The organism is Micromonospora sp. KC606, from assembly GCF_004348675.1.
Classification (GTDB): domain Bacteria; phylum Actinomycetota; class Actinomycetes; order Mycobacteriales; family Micromonosporaceae; genus Micromonospora.
In genome coordinates this window covers 53,015-70,531 of the sequence record NZ_SMKN01000013.1, presented here as the reverse complement: position 1 = coordinate 70,531, position 17,517 = coordinate 53,015, and the positions used below count along the sequence as shown (strand labels likewise).

Here is a 17,517-nt window from a genome sequence, read left to right as displayed (position 1 = left end):
CGCCCCGGGTGCTGCCGGGCGGGGAGGGCGGCGGGTCGTTGTGCTCGCCGCCGTCGACACCGGCGACTCCGGCGATGACCGCCACGGTGCCGAGCAGCACCACCGCCACCCCGGCCACGACCAGCGGCAGCGCCCGGCTGCGCGACGTCGGCTGCTGCCGGGGCACGACGACCGGCAGCAGCCGGGACGGGTCGTGGTCACCCACCCGGTACACCCCGTCGGCCTCGGTGTGCCCGCCAGCGGGACCGGGGCCGGTCGGCGGGAGCGGGTCGAACGCCGACCCGGCGGCAGGCTCCGGCCACGGGTCGACGTGCGGGACGGACCGGTGCGCGTCGGTCACGTCCTCGGTGGGCAGCCGCTGGCCGGGCACTGTCGGCGGGTACGTCTCGTCGGCCGTAACCGGGTCCACCGGCCAGGTAAGTGGCTCGGGCGGCCCCTCGTCGGGCGGTGCGGTACGCGCGGCGGGCACCACCGGCATCGGGTCCTCCGGTGGGCGCTCGTCGTCGCAGACGTGGCCCGGGTCGGCGGCCGACCGGGCCAGCGTGGTCACCTGCCGGGCGAGCGGATCCTCGGCGTCCAGGTGCTGGCGGGCCAGGTCGCGGGCGAGCGCGAGGTTGTCCTGCGCCTCGGAGAACTGGCCGCAGTCGCGCTGCATGGCCCCGAGCCGGGCGAGCATCTTGATGCCGCTGGGATGTCCGTCGCCGTAGACCTCGCGGTGCAGCTCCCAGGCGTCCTGCAGGCGTTCCCGGGCCTGGCCGCACTGGCCCCGGGCGTACTCCACGGTGGCCAGGTCGGCGTGGGCGGCGAGCACCCGCAGCGACTCGGGGCCGTCGTGGGCGGTCAGTTCCAGGATCACCTCGGAGTAGAGCCGGGCGGCGCGGGCGTCGCTGCCGACCCGGTGCAGCACAGCTGCCAGGGTGGCCGCCGCGGCGATTGTCCGTTCGTCGGAGCGGCCGTGTAGCCGGGCGGTCGCGGCGTACGCGAAGGCGGCCCAGCCGCGTGCGGAGTGTGGCTCGCCGAGCGCGACGAGCACCCGGGCCTGGAGGCCGGCGGCGTCGGCCAGCTCGGGTGGGGCGTGGTCGGGGCGGGGGTCGGCGTCGGCCAGCGCGTCGGCGAGCAGTCGCTGGGCGCCGGCGAGATCGCCGGCGGACACCAGCTGGTGCGCCTGGCGGGACAGTTCACCGAGGCCGGAGGACACGCCCCATCGTGCTGGTCCGGCGACGGTATGTACAGCCCTTGCTGGTCAGGAAGTTGGTCAGGAGCCGGTCAGGTGGGCGACCAGGTTCTCGCTGATCCGGCGCAGCTGGTCGACCTGGGCGGGGCTGAGCGCGTCGAAGAGGTGGCGGCGGACGCCCTCGACGTGGCCGGGCGCGGCGGCGGCGAGGGTGGCGAAGCCGTCGTCGGTGAGCACGGCGATCTGGCCGCGCCGATCGGTGGGGCACTCCTCGCGCCGGATCCACCCGGCGGCCTCCAGTCGGGCGGCGGCGTGCGAGAGCCGGCTGCGCGACGAGCCGCTGCTCTCGGCCAGTTCGCTCATCCGTAGCCGTCGTCGCGGGGCCTCGGAGAGCCGGACCAGAATCTCGTAGTAGGCGTGCGGCATCCCGGCGTCGCGTTGCAGCTCGCGGTCGAGGGTCTCCATCAACGCCCGCGAGGCGGTCAGGAAGGACCGCCAGGTCTGCTGCTCGTCGGGGTTCAGCCAGCGGGTCATGAGGGCCATCATACCGATAATGGTTGAGGGTTCAATCAATTCGCGCTACCTTGGTGGACATGGGAATCCACCGCCTCAACCACGCCGTCCTCTACGTCGGTGACCTGGCACGCAGCATCGCGTTCTACCGTAACGTCCTGGGCTTCCGTCCGGTCCCGATGACCCCCGACGGGTTCCGCGGCGCCGCCTTCCTCCAGGCGCCCGACTCCACCAACGACCACGACCTCGGCCTGTTCGAGGTCGGTGCTGCCGCCGGCCCCAGCCAGGCCGGGCGTGCCACCGTCGGCCTCTACCACCTCGCCTGGGAGCTGGACACCCTGGACGAGCTGGCCCGCACCGCGCAGCGACTGGCCGCCGCCGACGCCCTGGTCGGGACCGCCGACCACGGCACCACCAAGAGCCTCTACGGCCGGGACCCGGACGGGCTGGAGTTCGAGATCGTCTGGATCGTCCCCGCCCACCTGCTCGACGACGCCGCGCTGACCGCCCGCACCCGGATCGGCCGGCTCGACATCGACCGCGAGCGGCAACGCTACGGCGGTCAGACCCGCGGCGGGGTGGGGATCTCCGTCCCGGCCTGACCGCCGGTGCGGTACAACGGCAGGATGTCCACCGACGCCCTCCTGCGCGAGCTGCTCGTCCGACAACTCGACCACTGGCTACCCGGGGCGCTGCACCGCTCCCGCCGGGCCACCCTCGCCCTCGCGTACGCCGGGGACGCCGGCACCGCGGAGGCGGCCCTGCGGGTGGTGGCCGACTTCGCCGACCGGCTGCGGGGCCGTCGGCTGACCGTCCTGGTGCTGGCCGGCGGCGGGCCCGACCTACCCGCCCGGCTCGGCCCGGTCGAGGCCACCCTGCCGGCCGACGTGGCCGTGCACGTGGTGCCCGGCGATCCGTCCCGGCTCCCGGTCGCGCTCAAGGCCGCCGGCGCGGCCGGCGCGCCGCTGCTGACCGTCGCCGAGGGCGCCGACCCGGCGCCCGCGCTGCTGGCCGCCGCGGCGACCGGTCGTCCGGCCGAACTGCTGCTCACCGCCGAGCGGCCGGTCGCCTTCCGCGCCGCCCTGACGACCGCCGGGTTCCGTTTGGCCGCCGAGGTCGAACTGGTCCCCGCGGATGGTTCGCCAACCAGGGTGGTCGCCTTCGGCACCAACCTGGACAAGAGTCTGGAGGCGTTCAAGGACGCGCTCTGGGACGTCGACGAGGGCGCCGGGGTGCGCTACCGCGACCCCGCAGACCCGGCCGGCGCGTTGCTCGACATCTCGCCGCGCCCCGAACCCGGTCCGCTGCGCCGGGAACTCCTGGCCGAGCTGGCCCGATCCGGTCCGCGCACGGTCACCGAGCTGCGCCGGCACACCGCCACCGCGACCGCCTACCGGGCCGCCGACACCGTCGCGGCGGTCACCGACCTGCTGCACTCCGGCGCGGTGCGTCGCGACCCGGTCGACGGGCGGCTCGGCGGCGACGTGGTGATCAGCGCCCCGACCGCGCGCACGGGGCACTGATCACCGGGCCGCCGACCCGGCGCGAACCGCGTGACCAGCACGCCGACAGGCCGAACGGGGCGCCGGTGAACCACCGGCGCCCCGTTCGGCCTCGGGTCTCACGCCCGGGACTTGTCCTGCTTCCAGGAGAGCGGCCCCGGCAGGTCGACCCGGTGCGCCCTGGCTCGGGAGTTCCAGGACCAGCGACCGATCCTGATGCTCCACGAGGAGAAGCCGTTCTCGGTGAAGTTCAGGATGATCGGCCCGTACTTCTTGCGCTTGCGGAACATCAGGCCCATCGCGGGCTCCCTTCGCCTTCCCTGTCTTTCCTGCCGTCTCGGCGTCGCTGTCTGCCGGCTCGGCGCTGCTTTCTGCCTTCGCTGGATCGGACATGCCCGGATCGAGGAACTCCGAAACCCGCTCCCGTCCTCCGTGGAAGGTGCCGCGACGCCAGCTCCCGTAGGGGTCCGGAGGTGGCACCGCGCGGCGAGGACGGCGACCGGTCAGCGGATGGCTGCTCAGGTACGGTCGACGGCGAGTACGCGGGTGGTGGTGCCGTCGTCCTCGATGAGATCGCGTTGAGGCGTGAAGCCGAGTTTGCCCAGCAGCGCGAGCGAAGCGTGGTTCTGCTCCGCCACCGTCGCCCACACCCGGGGCAGCCCGAGGGTGTCGAAGCCGTACCGGACCAGGGCGCGGGCCAGCTCGGTGCCGAGGCCATCGCCCCAGGCCGGCTTGACCAGCGCGTACACGATCTCCTGGCCGTCGACGTCGTCGGTGTGCTTGATCTCGGCGTGCCCGACGTACCGGCCGTCGCGCCGGACCGCCCAGACGTCGAAGAGGTCCTCCGCGTACACCTTGCTGAACAGCCGGCCGAACAGGCCGGCGGCATCGGCCGGGGTGAGCGGGCCGGTGCCCATGAACCGGCCCACCTCCGGATCGGACAGGAGGGCGATCGAGTCCGCCGCGTCGTCCGGTCGGTACGGCTCCAGCAGCAGTCGGTCGGTGCGCAGGACGGGCGTGGGCATCAGCGCGGCTCCCAGCTGTCGGGCGGAGCGGTCAACTCGTCATCATGCCCGACCGGCACCGCCGGTCGTCTCGGCCGGGGAACGCGGCCGGACGATCCGGGGTGCTGGTTGCGTGTAAGCCGCCCGGAAGGCCCCGGGGCTCATCCCGACCTCGCGGGTGAAGAATCGCCCGAAGTTGGTCGGCTCGGGGAAGCCGAGCCGGTGACCGATCCGGGCCACCGGTTCGTCGGTGGCGGCGAGCAGCCGGCTGGCCTGCAACGCGACCCGCTCGTCGACCACCTGCTTCGCGCTGCGCCCGGTCACCGCCAGGCAGGCCCGGGTGAGGGTACGCACCGAGCAGCCCAGCTGCGCCGCGTAGTCCTCCACCCGGCGGGTGTGCCGGTAGCCACGTTCGATCTCCCGGCACAGCCGGCGGAAGGTGGCCATCTCGACCCGGTGCGCGCCGCTGGCCGCGCCGGGCGGAGTCGGCAGCAGCGACAGGCGCAGCAGCAGCACGGCGAGTTGGTGCCGGAGCAGGGCCTGGCCGCCAGGGTCGTCCCGGTGCCGGCGGACATCGACCGTCAGTTGGCTGACCTCGTTGATCACCGCGTCCTCGTCCTCGCCGGTGAGCTGATGGTGGGCGGGTGCCGCAAGGGCGTCGACATCGAGCCCGCGCAGCGCCCCGTCGCCCCAGCGCACCACCGTCGCGTCGAGGCCGGGGGCGCACCGCAGCACCTGGCCCGGGACGGCCCGCAGCAGCGTGCCGGGCCGGCAGGGCAGGCCGCGGAAGTCCAGCTCGGCGCTGCCCTGCCCACCGGTGACCAGGAGGAGCAGGTCGGCGCCGAGCAGGATCGGTCGGCGCCAGGCGGGCTCGGGTGCGAGGTCGGCGAGGTCGAGCAGGTCGATCTCGGACAGGTCGGAACGGGTTGCCGGGGAGAGCTGACCGGAAGAGACCATCACCTGCGACGGTAGCTCCAGGGCGGCGGCCTCGCATCCCGGCGACGGGACTCCCGTCGCGTACACGGGGTTGTCCGGTTTTCGGGGCCAGGCTACGTTACCGAACGGTAGGTCCACCGACCAGTGATGGGATGGGCATGACGGATCTGTTCTCGGTCGCGGGCAAGACGGTCCTGGTCACGGGGAGTTCACGGGGCATCGGCCTGATGATCGCCCGGGGCTTCGTTCAGGCCGGCGCCCGCGTGGTCATCTCGTCCCGCAAGGCCGACGTCTGCGAGACGGTGGCACGGGAACTCTCCGCCGAGGGGCGCTGCGAGGCGATCCCCGCCGACCTCAGCCACGACGCGGGCGCCCAGAGGCTGGCCGCCGCCGTGCGGGAGCGCACTGACCGGCTCGACGTGCTGGTCAACAACGCCGGCGCCACCTGGGGCGCGCCGCTGGAGGCGTACCCGGAGAACGCGTTCGACAAGCTCTGGGCGGTCAACGTCAAGGCCGTCTTCCGGCTCACCACGGCGCTGCTGCCGGCGCTGCGCGCCGCCGCCAGCGCCGACGACCCGGCCCGCGTGATCAACATCGGCTCGGTCGACGGCCTCCGCGTACCGATGATGGAGGTGTACGCGTACTCCGCCACCAAGGCGGCCGTGCACATGCTCACCCGCAGCCTCGCCCACCAGCTCGCCGGCGAGCACATCACGGTCAACGCGATCGCGCCCGGCCCGTTCGAGAGCAAGATGATGGCCTTCGCCCTGGACGACCCAGCCTCCCGGTCGGCGATCGAGAAGCAGGTGCCGCTGGGGCGGATCGGCCGGCCGGAGGACATGGCCGGTACCGCGATCTACCTCTCGTCGCGGGCCGGCGCGTACCTGACCGGCGCGGTGATCCCCGTCGACGGTGGCATCACGACGCACGGCTGAGGCGTACCCGGCGCCGGGCAGCCGGAGCCGCGCGGACTCGGCAGATCCGCGCGGCTCCGGTCCGGTGTTCAGCGGCCGGCGAGCAGCCGGGTTACCGCGGTGTCGACGTCAAGGTGCTCGGCCTCGCGGCCCCGCGGGACGACGACGTAGGTCCGCCGCAGGAAGCGCACCAGAACGCTGCGCGGCACCTCGAACAGGGCGTTGCCATCCGGCGACGACAGCGCCAGCGCGACGAAGTCGCCGCGCGGGGTGGCCCAGGGCCACACCCGGACGTCGCCGATGCCGGCCGGCTCGTCGAGGCCGGTGACCAGCAACTCGCGGGCGAAGGACCAGCTGACGGCCTCGCCGCCGGCGGATTCGGCGTGGAACAGGACATGGACCGCATACGGGTCAGCAGGGTCGTAACGCAGACTGGCACGCACCGGCAATGCGGTGGCGTCAGGCGCGACGAGCCTTAGCGACGTCTCGACCTCGACGGTCGTTGGTCGAATCACACTCATGGACGTTCTCCCCCCGGCACCGCTGCGGAACGCGCGTGTCCCGCTTTTCCCATACTCAGGTGCTACCTCTGGCTACGCTCCGCCATACGCTGACTTCACCCAGTGGTGGGAAGGGGGTGGGAAACGCCGCGAGAACGTGAAGGTCCTTGTACGATTCCGGCTCTGCCCAGTGCGTCATCCCGTCCGAAGTCGGGTGGTTCAGTCGTCGACTTACTCCGGTAACGTCCAGTGGTCTGCGCAAGTGACGGGCCCGGGCGACACTGGGGGTTGAAATGGTCACGAACCCTTCCTCAGTGGATGTCACGGCCGCGACCGGCTCGCCGAAAGCAGGGCCCGAGCAGCCGAAAGGCGGGGGAGTGAAGTGCCGATGGAACAACCCGAATCCGACGGTCGGACAGTGCGACCCGACCGTCGAGCCGCCGCCCGCCGAGCCGACCCCGCCGGGTCCGGTCAGGCCGGCGGGGCGAGCGGCTCCGGCCGAGGCGGAGCCGTCCCGCGGCGTCCCGGCGGCCCGGCCGGCCCGACCGCAACGGCCCTGGCCGAGCGTCCCCGCTCCAGTTGGCGGCAGCGGGCCCGCATCACCCTCGACCTGATCCGCGCCAACCCCACCGGCCGGGTCGCCCTCAAGATCTTCATCGCCGTCGCCGGCGCGCTCGTGGTCACCCTCGGCATCGCCCTCATCCCGCTGCCCGGCCCCGGCTGGCTGATCGTGATCGCCGGGCTGGCCATCTGGGCCGTCGAGTTCCACTGGGCACGACGACTGCTCGCCTTCACCCGCCGGCACGTGCACAACTGGACGCGGTGGGCCGCGTCACGATCACTGCCGGTACGGTTCGCCCTCGGCTCCGTCGGCCTCGTATTCGTGGCCACCGTGGTGTGGTTGTCACTCAAGTACAGCCTCGGCGTCGACCTGGTGGCGCAGGTGCTGCACTACCTGGCGACGCACTGACCGGACCTTGATCGACTCGCGGGCGGCGCGCGGACCCCGGGTTTTTGGTCCGGTCCCCCGATCGGGTAGAGTCAACGGCGCTGAGGGCGATTAGCTCAGCGGGAGAGCGCTTCGTTCACACCGAAGAGGTCACTGGTTCGATCCCAGTATCGCCCACGCAGGTCAAAGGCCACTTCCCATTGACGGGGGTGGCCTTTTTGCTGCCCGTACAGCAGCTAAGTACAGCAACGGTCAGTGGCTGAGAGAATCGTCCAGCCGCTTCAGGCGTCGCGGGTCGCCTTGGACGAGACCTCAGTGTAGATCTCCGTCGTTATCGAGAATCTTGCGTGCCTCAGCACCTGCATGGCGACTCTCGGGTGGAAGTCGAGGTCGGCCAGGAGTGTGGCGCAGGTGCGCCTGGCGTCGTGGACGGTGATCGGCTTGACGCCTGCCTTCTCGCACCTGGTCTGCCAGGAGCGTTGGAAGTTGCGCGGATCGATGGGGGTGCCGTAGCGGGTGGTGAAGACGAGTCCGGTCTTGTGCCACGCCTTGCCGGCGCCGGCTGGCGCAGGTGTGGCGGGCAACATGCCGGTAGTGGACCGCGCCGAAGGACGGGGCGGTGAAGGTGGCGCAGACGACCGGGTGTTGGCCGACCGAGGCGGGGACGCCCTTGCCGCCGGTCAGGCCGCACCGCACAACCTGGTAGGCGTCGCCCTGGTAGACCCAGGCGCAGTCCAGGCACACCGATTCGCGTCGGTTGCCGCACGCCTTGTAGAGCGTTCGGTCGGGCATCTCGTCGGTGTGCTGCTCGCCCGAGACCCGGCCGGTGGCCAGCTCGACAGCGGCGAGGGTGCCGGTGAGGCGGATAGGGCGGGCGCAGCCGCCCGCAGGAGCGGTGTGCTCCAGCCAGCCAGAGAATTCCGGCATGGCGGCGCGGTGCAGGGCTTGGGCGTCACGGCCGGCGGCGACGCCGGGCCGGTACAGGTCGAGCGGGGTGGACAGGACTTCCTCCTCAACTGGTGGCAGGGACGGGAGACGAGGCACCACCAGCCGTGGACGCCTGTCCGCTGGTGGTGTTCGTCGTGTCTCCTGGCACCGCCGAGAGGGCGGCTGACGCCGGAGGGCGGATTCGTGGTGGTGCCACGTTCCGCCGATGGGACATGTCCTTTCGCGCTCGTCGAGCCGATGAGTGAGGCCGGCACGGGTGGGGAGCCTGGAATGTCGGCATCCGGCAGGTTGCCGCAGGCTGCCCCACCCGTGGTGGTCAGCGAATCCGGGCCATCGTGGACGGCAGAAGGCCGTGCTGGGCCGCTCAGCGGATTCCGGGAACCGGCACGTTGGCCGGTGTGATCGAGAGCCGGCGGGACGTGGCCCGCATCAGCGGCAGGAAGGATGGCCCGGGCCGTGCCGGCGGGTCACGGTCCGTGGGTGGTTGCGGAGGGAAGCCATCCCGTCAGCGTCGACCCGGGCGAGCCGAGCAGACCACCGCCCGGCCCGCCAGCGTCCGAACGAGCGTCAAGGTCGCCTTGACGTGGCGGGCCGGGCGGCGGCCCGCTCCCCGGAGGGCGGGTCGACGGCGACGGGATGGCGGAAGCGGCCTGCGGCCAGGCTATTGCTTCGTCTTTGAACGTTGACCGGGTGGTCCGTCGGTGTACCGAGCCCACCGGTAAGACCTCTCGACCAGCGCGATATGCACTTCGTAGCTCTCATACCAGCGGGAGCGCGCGCGGTGCTGGGCCACGAGGTGCGCGGCATGATCGTGCCAGGCGCGGATCGCTTCGTCGTCCCTGAAGTAGACGATCGTTAGTTCGTCACCGTCGTCGGTACTGGCCGACTCGCGTCCAAGGTAGCCCGGCTGGCGTGGGGCTAGATTGAGCATGCGAGCCAGCATTCTTGCGTACCCCTCGGCGTCCTCGGTCCGGGTGACCTTCAGGATCGCCACGTGGTAGGGCGGCTCGGGCAAGCCGGGGACCGGGCTTCCCGCCACGGCATCGGCCGCTTCGCGAAAGGGTTTGCTGGCACTCATCGATCGGGTGCCGTCAGCTGGCTGTCCCGCCTCGGAGCGCCCCAGCCCTCCGCCAGGCGGGACGGGTGCAGGTTGTGTCCCCCGCCGTAGAACTCAAGGAACTTCATGATGAGCGGATCCCATTTATCTGGGTCGAGATAACGGTTGGTGCCAGGCATGAGGAGGTTCTCCTCGACATGTACCTGGACCACCTGAACGTCCACCGCCACAACGCCGGAGTCCGGCTCGCCGAAGGCGTGGATCCGGTTCACCGTCGCTTCAAGCTGAATGAGACATTCCGCGACACGTGGCGGACTGACCTTGTCCGATGGAACCGGGGTCAGGCCAGCTGCAGCGAACTTGTCCGCCTCGTGTCGGTAACCCTTGGCCCGCTTGTGTGGCGGCACGTTCCGGCTTCCGGTCAGCAGTGCCAACCTGTCGACTTGCGGATACGAGCTCGGGGTGTGCGAGGTTCAGCACGCATTGTCCGCTTTTGGCGAGGTTGCGAGTTGTTTGCGATGTCTCGTCCAAACCGAGCATGCTCGACTGGGTGACCCAGAACGCCGACGACATCGGTGCGAGGTTCGGCGAGCCGTCCTCGTTGCAGGTGCTGATCAGGACAACAGGGGTGCCGAAATAGAGCACCCGGGGCTCGATGACGCGATGCACGGTCGCTGACCTCCGGTGATGATTGCCGCGACGAACTCTGGCAGACGCCGCAGACCGCGGCTGGCGGAAACCGGACGGTGGCTTCGGTCGATAAGTCTCAGATCGCGCCAGCGCATAACCGATTTGTCGAAGGCGCGGGTGGCTCTGGGCCCGGGTGTGGCGAAGACCGAAATCTCCCACCTGGCGCTTGCGGCCTTTGCCGTCGTGCTGGGGCGCGTTGAGGCGGTGGGCGCGGGTACCGTCGACTGTGGTGGTCTGCCGGGGTGGTGACTGGTGGTCCGCTACCCAGATCGCTACCTGGGAGATGATGATGAGCGATCCTGCGACCTTTGGTGCACGCCTCCGAATGTATCGCGAGCGTGCGGGGAAGACCCGGCCGGTTCTTGGAGGACTGGTCGGGCGTAGCGCGGAGTGGGTCAAGGCGTTAGAGAATGGCCGGCTTCTGCCGCCTCGCCTGCCGATGCTGCTGCGGCTGGCTGAGGTGCTCGACATTTCCGATCTTGCGGATCTGACTGGTGATCAGTCTTTGCCGGTGGCGTCGGTGACCGCGGCTGGGCATTCCGAGGTCGGGAAGGTGGCTGCGGTGATGCAGCGGGCCTCCGTACCGGTGGGTGTGGTGACGCCGGTTGTAGTGATGCGTGATCTGGTTGATCAGACGTGGGCGTTGTGGCATCGGTCGACGACTGAGCGTACGGCGGTAGCAGCGGTGCTTCCGGGGTTGCTGGCGGATGTGCAGCGGAGTACCCGGATGCTCGATGGCGGGAACCGTCGGCAGGCGCTGGTCGAGTTGGCGCGGGTGTATCACCTGGTGCAGTTGTACCTGGCGCACCAGCCGTTGCCGGAGTTGGTGTGGCTTGCTGCCGACCGTGCGATGTCGGCTGCCCAGGACGCGGATGACCCGGCCGCGATGGCGGTTGCCGCCTGGTACTACGCGCACGTCTATCGGGGTGCGAACCAGGTCGATGCCGCAGAGCAGGTGCTGGTCGAGGCTGTTGGACTGATCGACCCGGCGGCGGGTGGTGAGCAGTCGGCGCGGTGGGGTCAGGTGCAGCTCGGTATCGCGTTGGGGCACAGCAAGGCCGGTCGGGCCGGTCGGGCCTGGCGGGCGTGGGACGCCGCCGACTCGGCCGCGAGCCGGCTCGGCGGTGGCTACGTCCATCCGTGGCTGATGTTCGGGCCGGCGGCGTGCGCGGCGTACGCGGTCACCATCGAGACGGACCTGTGCCGGACGGGCGAGGCGGTGCGGCGGGCCGCCACCACCGACTATCGGGCGTTGCCCTCGCACACCCGCCGGGCCGCCGCGCTGATCGATGCCGCTCGGGCGCACATGCTGTCCCGGGGTGAGGTCGCGGCGGTGCACCTGCTCGGCCGGGCACTGCGGGAGAGCGTCGACACGGTGCGGCACAACCCGTACGCCCGCACTGTCGCGCTGGAACTGTCGAACCGGCCGGGCACGGTCGGCGAGGACGCCCGAGAATTGGCCCTCGCCATCGGCATGACCGGGTAACTCTCCCTCGGGTACAGACTCTCCCCGCCACGGCCGGTGACCACTCGTAGCGTCCCCGTCACTGACGGCGGCGAGCCTGTGCCTGCTTGACACCCGATAGAGCCGGACGGAACCTCGTCGCCGCCTCCTGTTGCTCGATCAAGGAAGCGAGTCTGTGGTGATCTGGTCTGGGCTGCGCGCGCTGACGCGGTGGCTGTTGCGGCGGCCTGAGCCTCCGCCACCGCCGGGAACCGGGCAGCGGTATCAGGACGCCGAGCAGGCGGCGGCGCAGCAACGGCTGCTCGAACACGCGGCGCACCTACGGCGGTCCCACGGCAGCCATGAGCCGGCGGTACAGCGCAGGGAATCTGGACCGGGGAACGTCCGGTGAGCCGGCACGTCGCCGGCCCGGGCAACCGGCCGGCCGTGAAAAGCCGGCGCGTCTCGTATGACGAGTATCTGTCGGCTACCGCGTTGACTTTCGCCCGGCGGCATCGGCCGGTGTGGTCCTGGCGGCGGGTCTGCGGCTGCGGAGCTGACCTGCCGTGCTGTGCCCGGCACCGGATTTCGATCAATCGTGGGCACTGGCCACAGGAGGGTGCGCGGTGAGCGGGAGTCCGGAGGGGGTGATCCTCGCGGTGCACGTGCGAGGGCTCGACGGCATGTGCGCTCGCTGTCGGGCGTGGTGGTCGCGGTTGGCCCCGTACCCGTGCTGGCAGGTGGAGTGGGCGACCAGCCGGCAGGCCCGCGCGAGCGTCGCCCGGTTCCTGGGCGGTGTGCGGTGAGCAACCACGGCCCGGTCCTGCCGGTCTGGAGCGTCTCCCGTCAATCGTGTTCGTCACCCGGGTGCAGTCCGCTGAGGGCACGCCGGACGCCTTCCCGCAGATGCGCGTCGGAGCGGGGTCCGCGGATGACGAAGTCGAACATGAGGCCGTCGACGAGCGACGTGATGACCTGGGCGTCGAATCCCGGATCGGGTGAACCGGCTTGCACGGCCACGAGTTCGGCGAGGTCGCGAAACTCGGCGCCGCACCGTGCCATCGCGTCGCGGACGGCGGGGTCCCGTGCGCCGGCGAGGTCGAGCTCGTATCGGGCGAGGAGCAGTTGGTGGCTGTCGGTCCACCAGCGGCGCAGCAGCTCGGCGAGCTTCTGATAGTCCGGCTGCGCGGGCGCGGCGGCCAGCGCGCGCAGGGCCGCACAGATCGCCGGCTGGGCCCGTTCACGGTCGATCTCGATGATGCGCTCCACGACGGCGAGAACCAGCTGGTCACGGGTCTTGAAGTAATAGGTCACCGAGCCGTGGGGCAGGCCGGCCGCATTCTGAACGGCGCGGTGCGTGAGGCCGCGCAGGCCCTGCTCGGCGATGAGCGCGAGCGCGGTGTCCAACAACTGGGTGCGCCGGTCTGTGGTCATGATCTCAACTCTGCCACGGGTCTCTACAGACGGAGGAATCATCTCTACGATCGTAGAAGAGTCTTTCCAGACGTAGAGGTGGCTCATGATCAGGATCCTCGGCACGGTCGCGCCCCTCGCGGCCTGAAGACAAACCGTAGGTGGGGTGCGATGTTGCACGGGCGTCAGGCGGAACTGGCCGTCATCGACGAGTTGTTCGAGACCCGGTCCGGCACTCTGATCGTGTGTGGCGAGGCGGGCATCGGCAAGTCTGCTCTCCTGCAGTACGCCGCCGCGAAAGCGCAGGCGCGAGTGTTGCGGGTGACCGGTGTCGAGTCCGAGGCCGACCTGCCGTTCGCCGCCTTGCACCTGCTGCTTCGCCCGGTCCTCGATCACCTGGAGGCGCTGCCGGCGCAGCAGGCGGAGGCGTTACGCGGCGCGCTGGGCCTCGGCGACGCCACGCGGGCAGACCGCTTCCTCGTCGGGCTGGCCACCCTCAGCCTCCTCGCGGAACTGTCGGCCGAGACGCCCGTGCTCTGCCTGGTCGACGACGCGCAGTGGCTGGACGGCGAGTCGGCCGACGCGCTGCTGTTCGCCGCGCGCCGCCTGCATGCCGAGCCCGTCATGGTCCTGCTCGCCGCGCGAGAAGGCTTTCCCACCAGGGGGCTACCGGAACTTCGGCCGGGAAAGCTGGCGGTCGAGGCCGCCCGGAGGCTTCTGGCCGACCACTCGGCGGACCTGCCGCCCGCCGTACGAGACCAGCTCGTCGCCGAGGCTGGGGGCAACCCGCTCGCCCTGATCGAACTGCCCCGCATGCTCGCCCCCGCGCAGCGCAAGGGTGCCCTCGCCCCGCTGTCCTTCTCGCTCGGTACGGCAGACCCGGTGATAGACCGGGTGCTGCTCGGCTTCCGCGACCGGATCGCGGCGCTTCCGGAGGCCACCCGCTCCTGTTTGCTGGTGGCGGCGCTCGATCACCACGACGAGGTGGACGTGTTGGCACGGGCCGCCGGCCGGCTCGGCGCCTCCCTGGTGGACCTCGCCGAAGCCGAGCACGCCGGCCTGGTCCGGGTGTCCGCGGCGGGCGTCGTCTTCCATCATCCGCTGGTGCGTACCGCGGTGCTGCTGGCCTGCGACATCGCCGCCCGGATGGCCGCGCACCGGGCGCTGGCCGAGGCGGTCGATGACGACCGGCGAGCCTGGCACCTGGCTGCCGTCACCCTGCATCCCGACGAGCAGGTGGCCGGGCAACTGGAGAGCCTGGCCTTGCGCGCCCGGCTGCGCGGCGGGCAGACGGCGGTGTCGGCGGCCTACGCGCGGGCGGCGGAACTGTCCGCCGACCCTGCCGAAGCCGCCCGCCGGTGGACGGCGGCTGCCGAGGCCGCGGCCGAGGCTGGCCTGTGGCTGCGCGCGGGCGAACTGGTGGACAAGGCGCGACACCTGGCCGAGACCACGACGCTGAAGGGGAGCGTCCGGGCCGAGCTCGCCCAGGTACGCGCGAAGCTGGAGGTCGAGGCCGGTCGGCCGCTGGAGGCCGTCCGTCTGCTGCACGAGGGGGTCGAGGTGGCCGACGATCTATCCACCAGGCTGTCGTTGCTCGGCCTGGCCGGCTACTACACCTGGGCCAGTGCCACCCACCTTGACCAGGTGACGCTGGCCCGCCGTACCGAGGAACTCAGCCCGGAGGGCGAGGGGCTGCCCGCCGTCGTACGCACGATCAACAGCGCCTTCCGCCAGATCCTGGCGGGTGAGCCGGTGACCACGCACGCCTACCGCCTGCTGGGCCAGGCCGATCACATGCCCTCCGATCTGCGCTTAATCGTTCTCTTCCAGGCCCTCGCCCGCGCCGACCAGGTCGGCATGCTCAAGGGCGCGGCCGCGCTCGTCGAGCACTGCCGGGCGCAGGGACGGCTGGGACGCATGCCTCAGACGATGACGCTGCTGGCCATCGCCCAACTGCTGGACGGCAGGCACCCCGCGGCGCGCGCCACGGCGGCCGAGGGCATGGTGCTGGCCGCCGACATCGGTCAGCCGATGTGGCGCGGCTACCTCTCCGGCGTACACGCTTGGCTGTCCGCGGTCGCCGGCGCGGAGCAGGAGTGCATTGTCATGGCGGAGCAAGCGATCCGCGACGCCAACCACCGCCACTGGATGCCAGGAGCTTGCTGGGCCGAGTGCGCGCGGGTGATGCTCGACTTCGGGCTGGGCCGCTACGAAACCGTGCTGGACCGGGTCGACCGGGCGATGACGGGTCCCGCACGGCACGCCTTCCTCTGGCGGTACTCCTGGCCGGACTACATCGAGGCCGCCGTACGTGTGGGAGATCCACAACGTGCGCAGGATCGGCTGAGGACCTACGCGGAATGGGCAGAGGCCACCGGCCGGGCCACACCGCTCGCCGTCCTCCATCGGGTCCGAGCGCTGCTGGCCCCGCAGGACGCGGCCGGCGGACTGTATGAGCGGGCGCTGCTCCTGCACGCCCAAGGCGGTCAGCCCTTCGAAGAGGCACATACCCGACTGGTCTATGGGGAGTGGCTGCGCCGGCACAAGGGTCGCGCCGAGGCGCGCGTGCAGCTCCAGGCCGCCATGGAGGCCTTCGACCGGATCGGCGCGGCACCCTGGTCGGCCCGCGCGGCCGCCGAGCTGCGCGCCGCCGGGTTCTCCCTGCCGGACCGCTCCCCTGCGGCGGGTCGCCTGGCCACCCTTACCCCGCAGGAGCTTCAGGTGGTACGGCTGGCCGTCACGGGCGCGTCCAACCGTGACATCGGCGCGCAGCTCTTTCTGAGCCCGCGGACCGTTGCCTCCCACCTCTACAAGGCGTTTCCCAAGCTGGGCGTCACCTCCCGCGCCGAACTGGCCAGGGTGAGTCACACCCTGCCGTAGACGTCGTCGACGCTAGCCTGGTTCCCTCCCGGATCGCCTCCGTCACACGACGGAACTACGTACTGATCACCGCGCTGAAGGTGATCACCTCCCGACCCTGCGCGCCGGAGAGCGTGATCGACAGCTCCCACACGCCATCCATGGCGAACATGTCCTCCTCGGCGACGAAGCGGCCGACATCCGCCTGGACGGTGCCGACCGGCGGCCGGGCGTGGCCCATGCTCGGCATGACCGCCGCCAGGGTGACCGCTTCTACCCTGCCCGAGGTCACCCATACCTCGACGGGATCGGCAGGCAGCACGGTGACGGTGTACCGCGTGCCGGCGACCTTCACGCCCTCCGGGCCGCCGCCCGCCCAGCTCGCTGTGAACGACGACCAGCCCATTGGTCACGAGCAGGCAGTGGCCACCAGGATCCGCGCGCGCCTCATCGGTCCTCCGCCACGGCGAAGGAGCGGGTTACCAGCCGACCGCCCGTGGCGTACTGGGCCCACGCCAGGTAGCGGCCCGGTTCCGGGAGAGTGAGCGTGAAGCTCAGCACCGAGCCGCCAGCCGCAGTCCCGTGCGCGTGCGCCAGGTGGACGCCGTCCTCGCTCCGGACGATCAGGTGACCGGGCATGCCGAGCCAGGTCTGGATCGGCCCCTCCGGGGTGATCTCGATGGTCACCGGGCTCCCGGCGGTCGGCGCGATCGGCGTGAGCGAGGGGACGACAGTCTCATCGAGCGGGGACTCCGGCTCGGCCGCACCGGAAACCTCGAAGGCGCCGGAGACGCGCTGCCCGCCCGACTCCTGACGCTCGATCTCGGCGTAAGCGAGGTAGCGGCCCGGCCGGGGTACGCGCAGCCGTACCGCCAGCACGCCCGGCGCCGTCCGCAACGGGTGCACGTGCCGGAAGACCGCTCCGTCCTCGCTGCTGACAACGAGATGCGCCGGAGCCTCGTGGTGAACGGCGAGGTCGTCCACCGGCCGCCCGGTCCCGCCGTCCGCGAGCCTCAGGATCAGCGTGAACTCGGTACCCGTGGCGGGCCGGGCAGGCAGCGTCGAGAACCTCCCCTGCGCGTACGGCCGCCCTTGCTCGGTCATGGGCGCGGCGCCCTCCGGCCGGGCAGCGGGCAGGTACGGCGCCAACAGCATCACCACGACCGCGACCGCAGCGGCCGCACTCGCACCGCCCACGACGGTCCGGGACATCCGGCCGGCCAGCACACCGATGGCTGGCCCGAAGAGCGGCGGGATCCTGCCCGACCCGTACTGAACCCGTTGACTGGCTCCCATCGGTCAGCGAGCGAAGGTCCAGCTCCAACTCCAGCCCCGTTGGGTGCAGGGCCTGCGCACTCACCCGCAGCGGCGCGGGGACGCGTGATACCCCGGCGACGACAAGCGTGACCTCGCCCGCCGCGAAGGTCTGCGTCACCCGCAGATCGGCTCCGGCCTCCACGACGTGCGCACGGGCCGGAGCGGCCGCAGACAGCACGACAAGGAGGACGACGATGCATGACGTGAGGAGGAGGCGCGGCACGACCGTTGATCAACTTCATGCTGCAGACGCTAGCGAGCGACCCTCACCGATCGCCGCAGTCACCTGACTGGTGC

19 protein-coding genes, 1 tRNA gene and 2 pseudogenes are annotated in these 17,517 nt (G+C 71.3%); 8 read left to right on the top strand and 14 right to left on the bottom strand.

Annotated features, from left to right (window positions below):
* Both E1193_RS05560 and E1193_RS05555 read right to left on the bottom strand, forming a co-directional pair.
* Positions 1 to 1,198 (bottom strand): tetratricopeptide repeat protein (locus tag E1193_RS05560; protein ID WP_132180888.1); only part of this gene is annotated, 1,198 nt, incomplete at its 3' end.
* 57 nt (positions 1,199 to 1,255) lie between these two features.
* The gene (locus E1193_RS05555) at positions 1,256 to 1,717 is read right to left on the bottom strand and encodes a MarR family transcriptional regulator (RefSeq protein ID WP_132180886.1); all 462 of its coding nucleotides are present in this window, start codon (positions 1,715 to 1,717) and stop codon (positions 1,256 to 1,258) included.
* Between the two features lie 50 nt (positions 1,718 to 1,767).
* On the opposite strand from E1193_RS05555, the gene E1193_RS05550 reads away from it, so the two are divergent.
* Positions 1,768 to 2,289, top strand: coding sequence for a VOC family protein (locus E1193_RS05550; protein WP_132180883.1), 522 nt, complete (start codon positions 1,768 to 1,770; stop codon positions 2,287 to 2,289).
* A 24-nt stretch (positions 2,290 to 2,313) separates the two neighbouring features.
* Positions 2,314 to 3,210, top strand: coding sequence for a hypothetical protein (locus E1193_RS05545; RefSeq protein WP_132180881.1), 897 nt, complete (start codon positions 2,314 to 2,316; stop codon positions 3,208 to 3,210).
* A 98-nt stretch (positions 3,211 to 3,308) separates the two neighbouring features.
* Here the strand turns inward: E1193_RS05545 and E1193_RS05540 are convergent, their stop codons facing one another.
* The 3 genes from E1193_RS05540 to E1193_RS05530 all read right to left on the bottom strand — a co-directional run bounded on the left by E1193_RS05540 (position 3,309) and on the right by E1193_RS05530 (position 5,150).
* Entirely contained in the window at positions 3,309 to 3,488 is a 180-nt protein-coding gene (locus E1193_RS05540) for a DUF4236 domain-containing protein (RefSeq protein ID WP_132180879.1), read from the bottom strand.
* Between the two features lie 219 nt (positions 3,489 to 3,707).
* Complete coding sequence (locus tag E1193_RS05535; protein WP_132180876.1) at positions 3,708 to 4,214, bottom strand: GNAT family N-acetyltransferase; 507 nt, start codon at positions 4,212 to 4,214, stop codon at positions 3,708 to 3,710.
* Positions 4,215 to 4,256: 42 nt separating this feature from the next.
* The gene (locus tag E1193_RS05530; protein ID WP_132180874.1) at positions 4,257 to 5,150 is read right to left on the bottom strand and encodes an AraC family transcriptional regulator; all 894 of its coding nucleotides are present in this window, start codon (positions 5,148 to 5,150) and stop codon (positions 4,257 to 4,259) included.
* 137 nt (positions 5,151 to 5,287) lie between these two features.
* On the opposite strand from E1193_RS05530, the gene E1193_RS05525 reads away from it, so the two are divergent.
* A complete protein-coding gene (locus E1193_RS05525) occupies positions 5,288 to 6,064 on the top strand; it encodes an SDR family oxidoreductase (RefSeq protein WP_132180872.1) in 777 nt (258 codons plus the stop codon).
* A gap of 68 nt (positions 6,065 to 6,132) precedes the next feature.
* Here the strand turns inward: E1193_RS05525 and E1193_RS05520 are convergent, their stop codons facing one another.
* Complete coding sequence (locus E1193_RS05520) at positions 6,133 to 6,564, bottom strand: SsgA family sporulation/cell division regulator (RefSeq protein ID WP_053653619.1); 432 nt, start codon at positions 6,562 to 6,564, stop codon at positions 6,133 to 6,135.
* Between the two features lie 535 nt (positions 6,565 to 7,099).
* On the opposite strand from E1193_RS05520, the gene E1193_RS05515 reads away from it, so the two are divergent.
* Both E1193_RS05515 and E1193_RS05510 read left to right on the top strand, forming a co-directional pair.
* Entirely contained in the window at positions 7,100 to 7,513 is a 414-nt protein-coding gene (locus tag E1193_RS05515) for a TIGR02611 family protein (RefSeq protein WP_132180900.1), read from the top strand.
* Between the two features lie 84 nt (positions 7,514 to 7,597).
* Positions 7,598 to 7,669, top strand: a tRNA-Val gene (locus E1193_RS05510).
* Between the two features lie 104 nt (positions 7,670 to 7,773).
* Here E1193_RS05510 and E1193_RS05505 read toward each other — a convergent pair.
* The 5 genes and pseudogenes from E1193_RS05505 to E1193_RS33665 form a co-directional block, all read right to left on the bottom strand.
* Positions 7,774 to 8,079, bottom strand: coding sequence for a tyrosine-type recombinase/integrase (locus E1193_RS05505; protein WP_132180870.1), 306 nt, complete (start codon positions 8,077 to 8,079; stop codon positions 7,774 to 7,776).
* A pseudogene (locus E1193_RS32900) lies at positions 8,045 to 8,494 on the bottom strand (replication initiator); the annotation flags it as partial. The gene E1193_RS05505 and the pseudogene E1193_RS32900, both read right to left, overlap by 35 nt.
* A 607-nt stretch (positions 8,495 to 9,101) precedes the next feature.
* The gene (locus tag E1193_RS05495) at positions 9,102 to 9,518 is read right to left on the bottom strand and encodes an antibiotic biosynthesis monooxygenase (RefSeq protein ID WP_243707302.1); all 417 of its coding nucleotides are present in this window, start codon (positions 9,516 to 9,518) and stop codon (positions 9,102 to 9,104) included.
* Complete coding sequence (locus E1193_RS05490; RefSeq protein WP_279433295.1) at positions 9,515 to 9,931, bottom strand: flavin reductase; 417 nt, start codon at positions 9,929 to 9,931, stop codon at positions 9,515 to 9,517. Before E1193_RS05490 ends, E1193_RS05495 begins: the two co-directional genes overlap by 4 nt.
* 34 nt (positions 9,932 to 9,965) lie before the next feature.
* Positions 9,966 to 10,142: pseudogene (locus E1193_RS33665) on the bottom strand (flavin reductase family protein); the annotation flags it as partial.
* A 334-nt stretch (positions 10,143 to 10,476) separates the two neighbouring features.
* Here E1193_RS33665 and E1193_RS05485 point away from each other — a divergent pair.
* Both E1193_RS05485 and E1193_RS32895 read left to right on the top strand, forming a co-directional pair.
* Positions 10,477 to 11,673, top strand: a complete 1,197-nt coding sequence (locus E1193_RS05485; RefSeq protein ID WP_132180868.1) for a helix-turn-helix transcriptional regulator — start codon at positions 10,477 to 10,479, stop codon at positions 11,671 to 11,673.
* Between the two features lie 524 nt (positions 11,674 to 12,197).
* Positions 12,198 to 12,437 carry a hypothetical protein gene (locus E1193_RS32895; protein ID WP_347877012.1) on the top strand — a complete coding sequence of 80 codons (240 nt, stop codon included), beginning with the start codon at positions 12,198 to 12,200 and terminating at the stop codon, positions 12,435 to 12,437.
* A 40-nt stretch (positions 12,438 to 12,477) separates the two neighbouring features.
* On the opposite strand, the gene E1193_RS05475 is transcribed toward E1193_RS32895, so the two are convergent.
* The gene (locus tag E1193_RS05475) at positions 12,478 to 13,065 is read right to left on the bottom strand and encodes a TetR/AcrR family transcriptional regulator (protein WP_165945652.1); all 588 of its coding nucleotides are present in this window, start codon (positions 13,063 to 13,065) and stop codon (positions 12,478 to 12,480) included.
* A 150-nt stretch (positions 13,066 to 13,215) separates the two neighbouring features.
* Here E1193_RS05475 and E1193_RS05470 point away from each other — a divergent pair, with 150 nt between their 5' ends.
* Positions 13,216 to 15,924 (top strand): helix-turn-helix transcriptional regulator, encoded by a 2,709-nt coding sequence (locus E1193_RS05470; RefSeq protein ID WP_132180864.1) that lies wholly within the window; start codon positions 13,216 to 13,218, stop codon positions 15,922 to 15,924.
* A 55-nt stretch (positions 15,925 to 15,979) separates the two neighbouring features.
* Here E1193_RS05470 and E1193_RS05465 read toward each other — a convergent pair whose 3' ends face one another.
* A complete protein-coding gene (locus E1193_RS05465) occupies positions 15,980 to 16,258 on the bottom strand; it encodes a hypothetical protein (protein WP_132180862.1) in 279 nt (92 codons plus the stop codon).
* A 92-nt stretch (positions 16,259 to 16,350) separates the two neighbouring features.
* Positions 16,351 to 17,199 carry a hypothetical protein gene (locus tag E1193_RS05460; protein WP_132180860.1) on the bottom strand — a complete coding sequence of 283 codons (849 nt, stop codon included), beginning with the start codon at positions 17,197 to 17,199 and terminating at the stop codon, positions 16,351 to 16,353.
* Positions 17,200 to 17,517 lie beyond the last annotated feature (318 nt).

Excerpts from the sequence above, each read along its gene's own strand:
- E1193_RS05555 (WP_132180886.1), bottom strand. The coding sequence starts at position 1,717 with ATGGCCCTCATGACCCGCTGGCTGAACCCCGACGAGCAGCAGACCTGG.
- E1193_RS05550 (WP_132180883.1), top strand. The coding sequence starts at position 1,768 with ATGGGAATCCACCGCCTCAACCACGCCGTCCTCTACGTCGGTGACCTG.
- E1193_RS05545 (WP_132180881.1), top strand. The coding sequence starts at position 2,314 with ATGTCCACCGACGCCCTCCTGCGCGAGCTGCTCGTCCGACAACTCGAC.
- E1193_RS05540 (WP_132180879.1), bottom strand. The coding sequence starts at position 3,488 with ATGGGCCTGATGTTCCGCAAGCGCAAGAAGTACGGGCCGATCATCCTG.
- E1193_RS05535 (WP_132180876.1), bottom strand. The coding sequence starts at position 4,214 with ATGCCCACGCCCGTCCTGCGCACCGACCGACTGCTGCTGGAGCCGTAC.
- E1193_RS05530 (WP_132180874.1), bottom strand. The coding sequence starts at position 5,150 with ATGGTCTCTTCCGGTCAGCTCTCCCCGGCAACCCGTTCCGACCTGTCC.
- E1193_RS05525 (WP_132180872.1), top strand. The coding sequence starts at position 5,288 with ATGACGGATCTGTTCTCGGTCGCGGGCAAGACGGTCCTGGTCACGGGG.
- E1193_RS05520 (WP_053653619.1), bottom strand. The coding sequence starts at position 6,564 with ATGAGTGTGATTCGACCAACGACCGTCGAGGTCGAGACGTCGCTAAGG.
- E1193_RS05505 (WP_132180870.1), bottom strand. The coding sequence starts at position 8,079 with ATGTTGCCCGCCACACCTGCGCCAGCCGGCGCCGGCAAGGCGTGGCAC.
- E1193_RS05495 (WP_243707302.1), bottom strand. The coding sequence starts at position 9,518 with ATGAGTGCCAGCAAACCCTTTCGCGAAGCGGCCGATGCCGTGGCGGGA.
- E1193_RS05485 (WP_132180868.1), top strand. The coding sequence starts at position 10,477 with ATGAGCGATCCTGCGACCTTTGGTGCACGCCTCCGAATGTATCGCGAG.
- E1193_RS05475 (WP_165945652.1), bottom strand. The coding sequence starts at position 13,065 with ATGACCACAGACCGGCGCACCCAGTTGTTGGACACCGCGCTCGCGCTC.
- E1193_RS05470 (WP_132180864.1), top strand. The coding sequence starts at position 13,216 with ATGTTGCACGGGCGTCAGGCGGAACTGGCCGTCATCGACGAGTTGTTC.
- E1193_RS05460 (WP_132180860.1), bottom strand. The coding sequence starts at position 17,199 with ATGGGAGCCAGTCAACGGGTTCAGTACGGGTCGGGCAGGATCCCGCCG.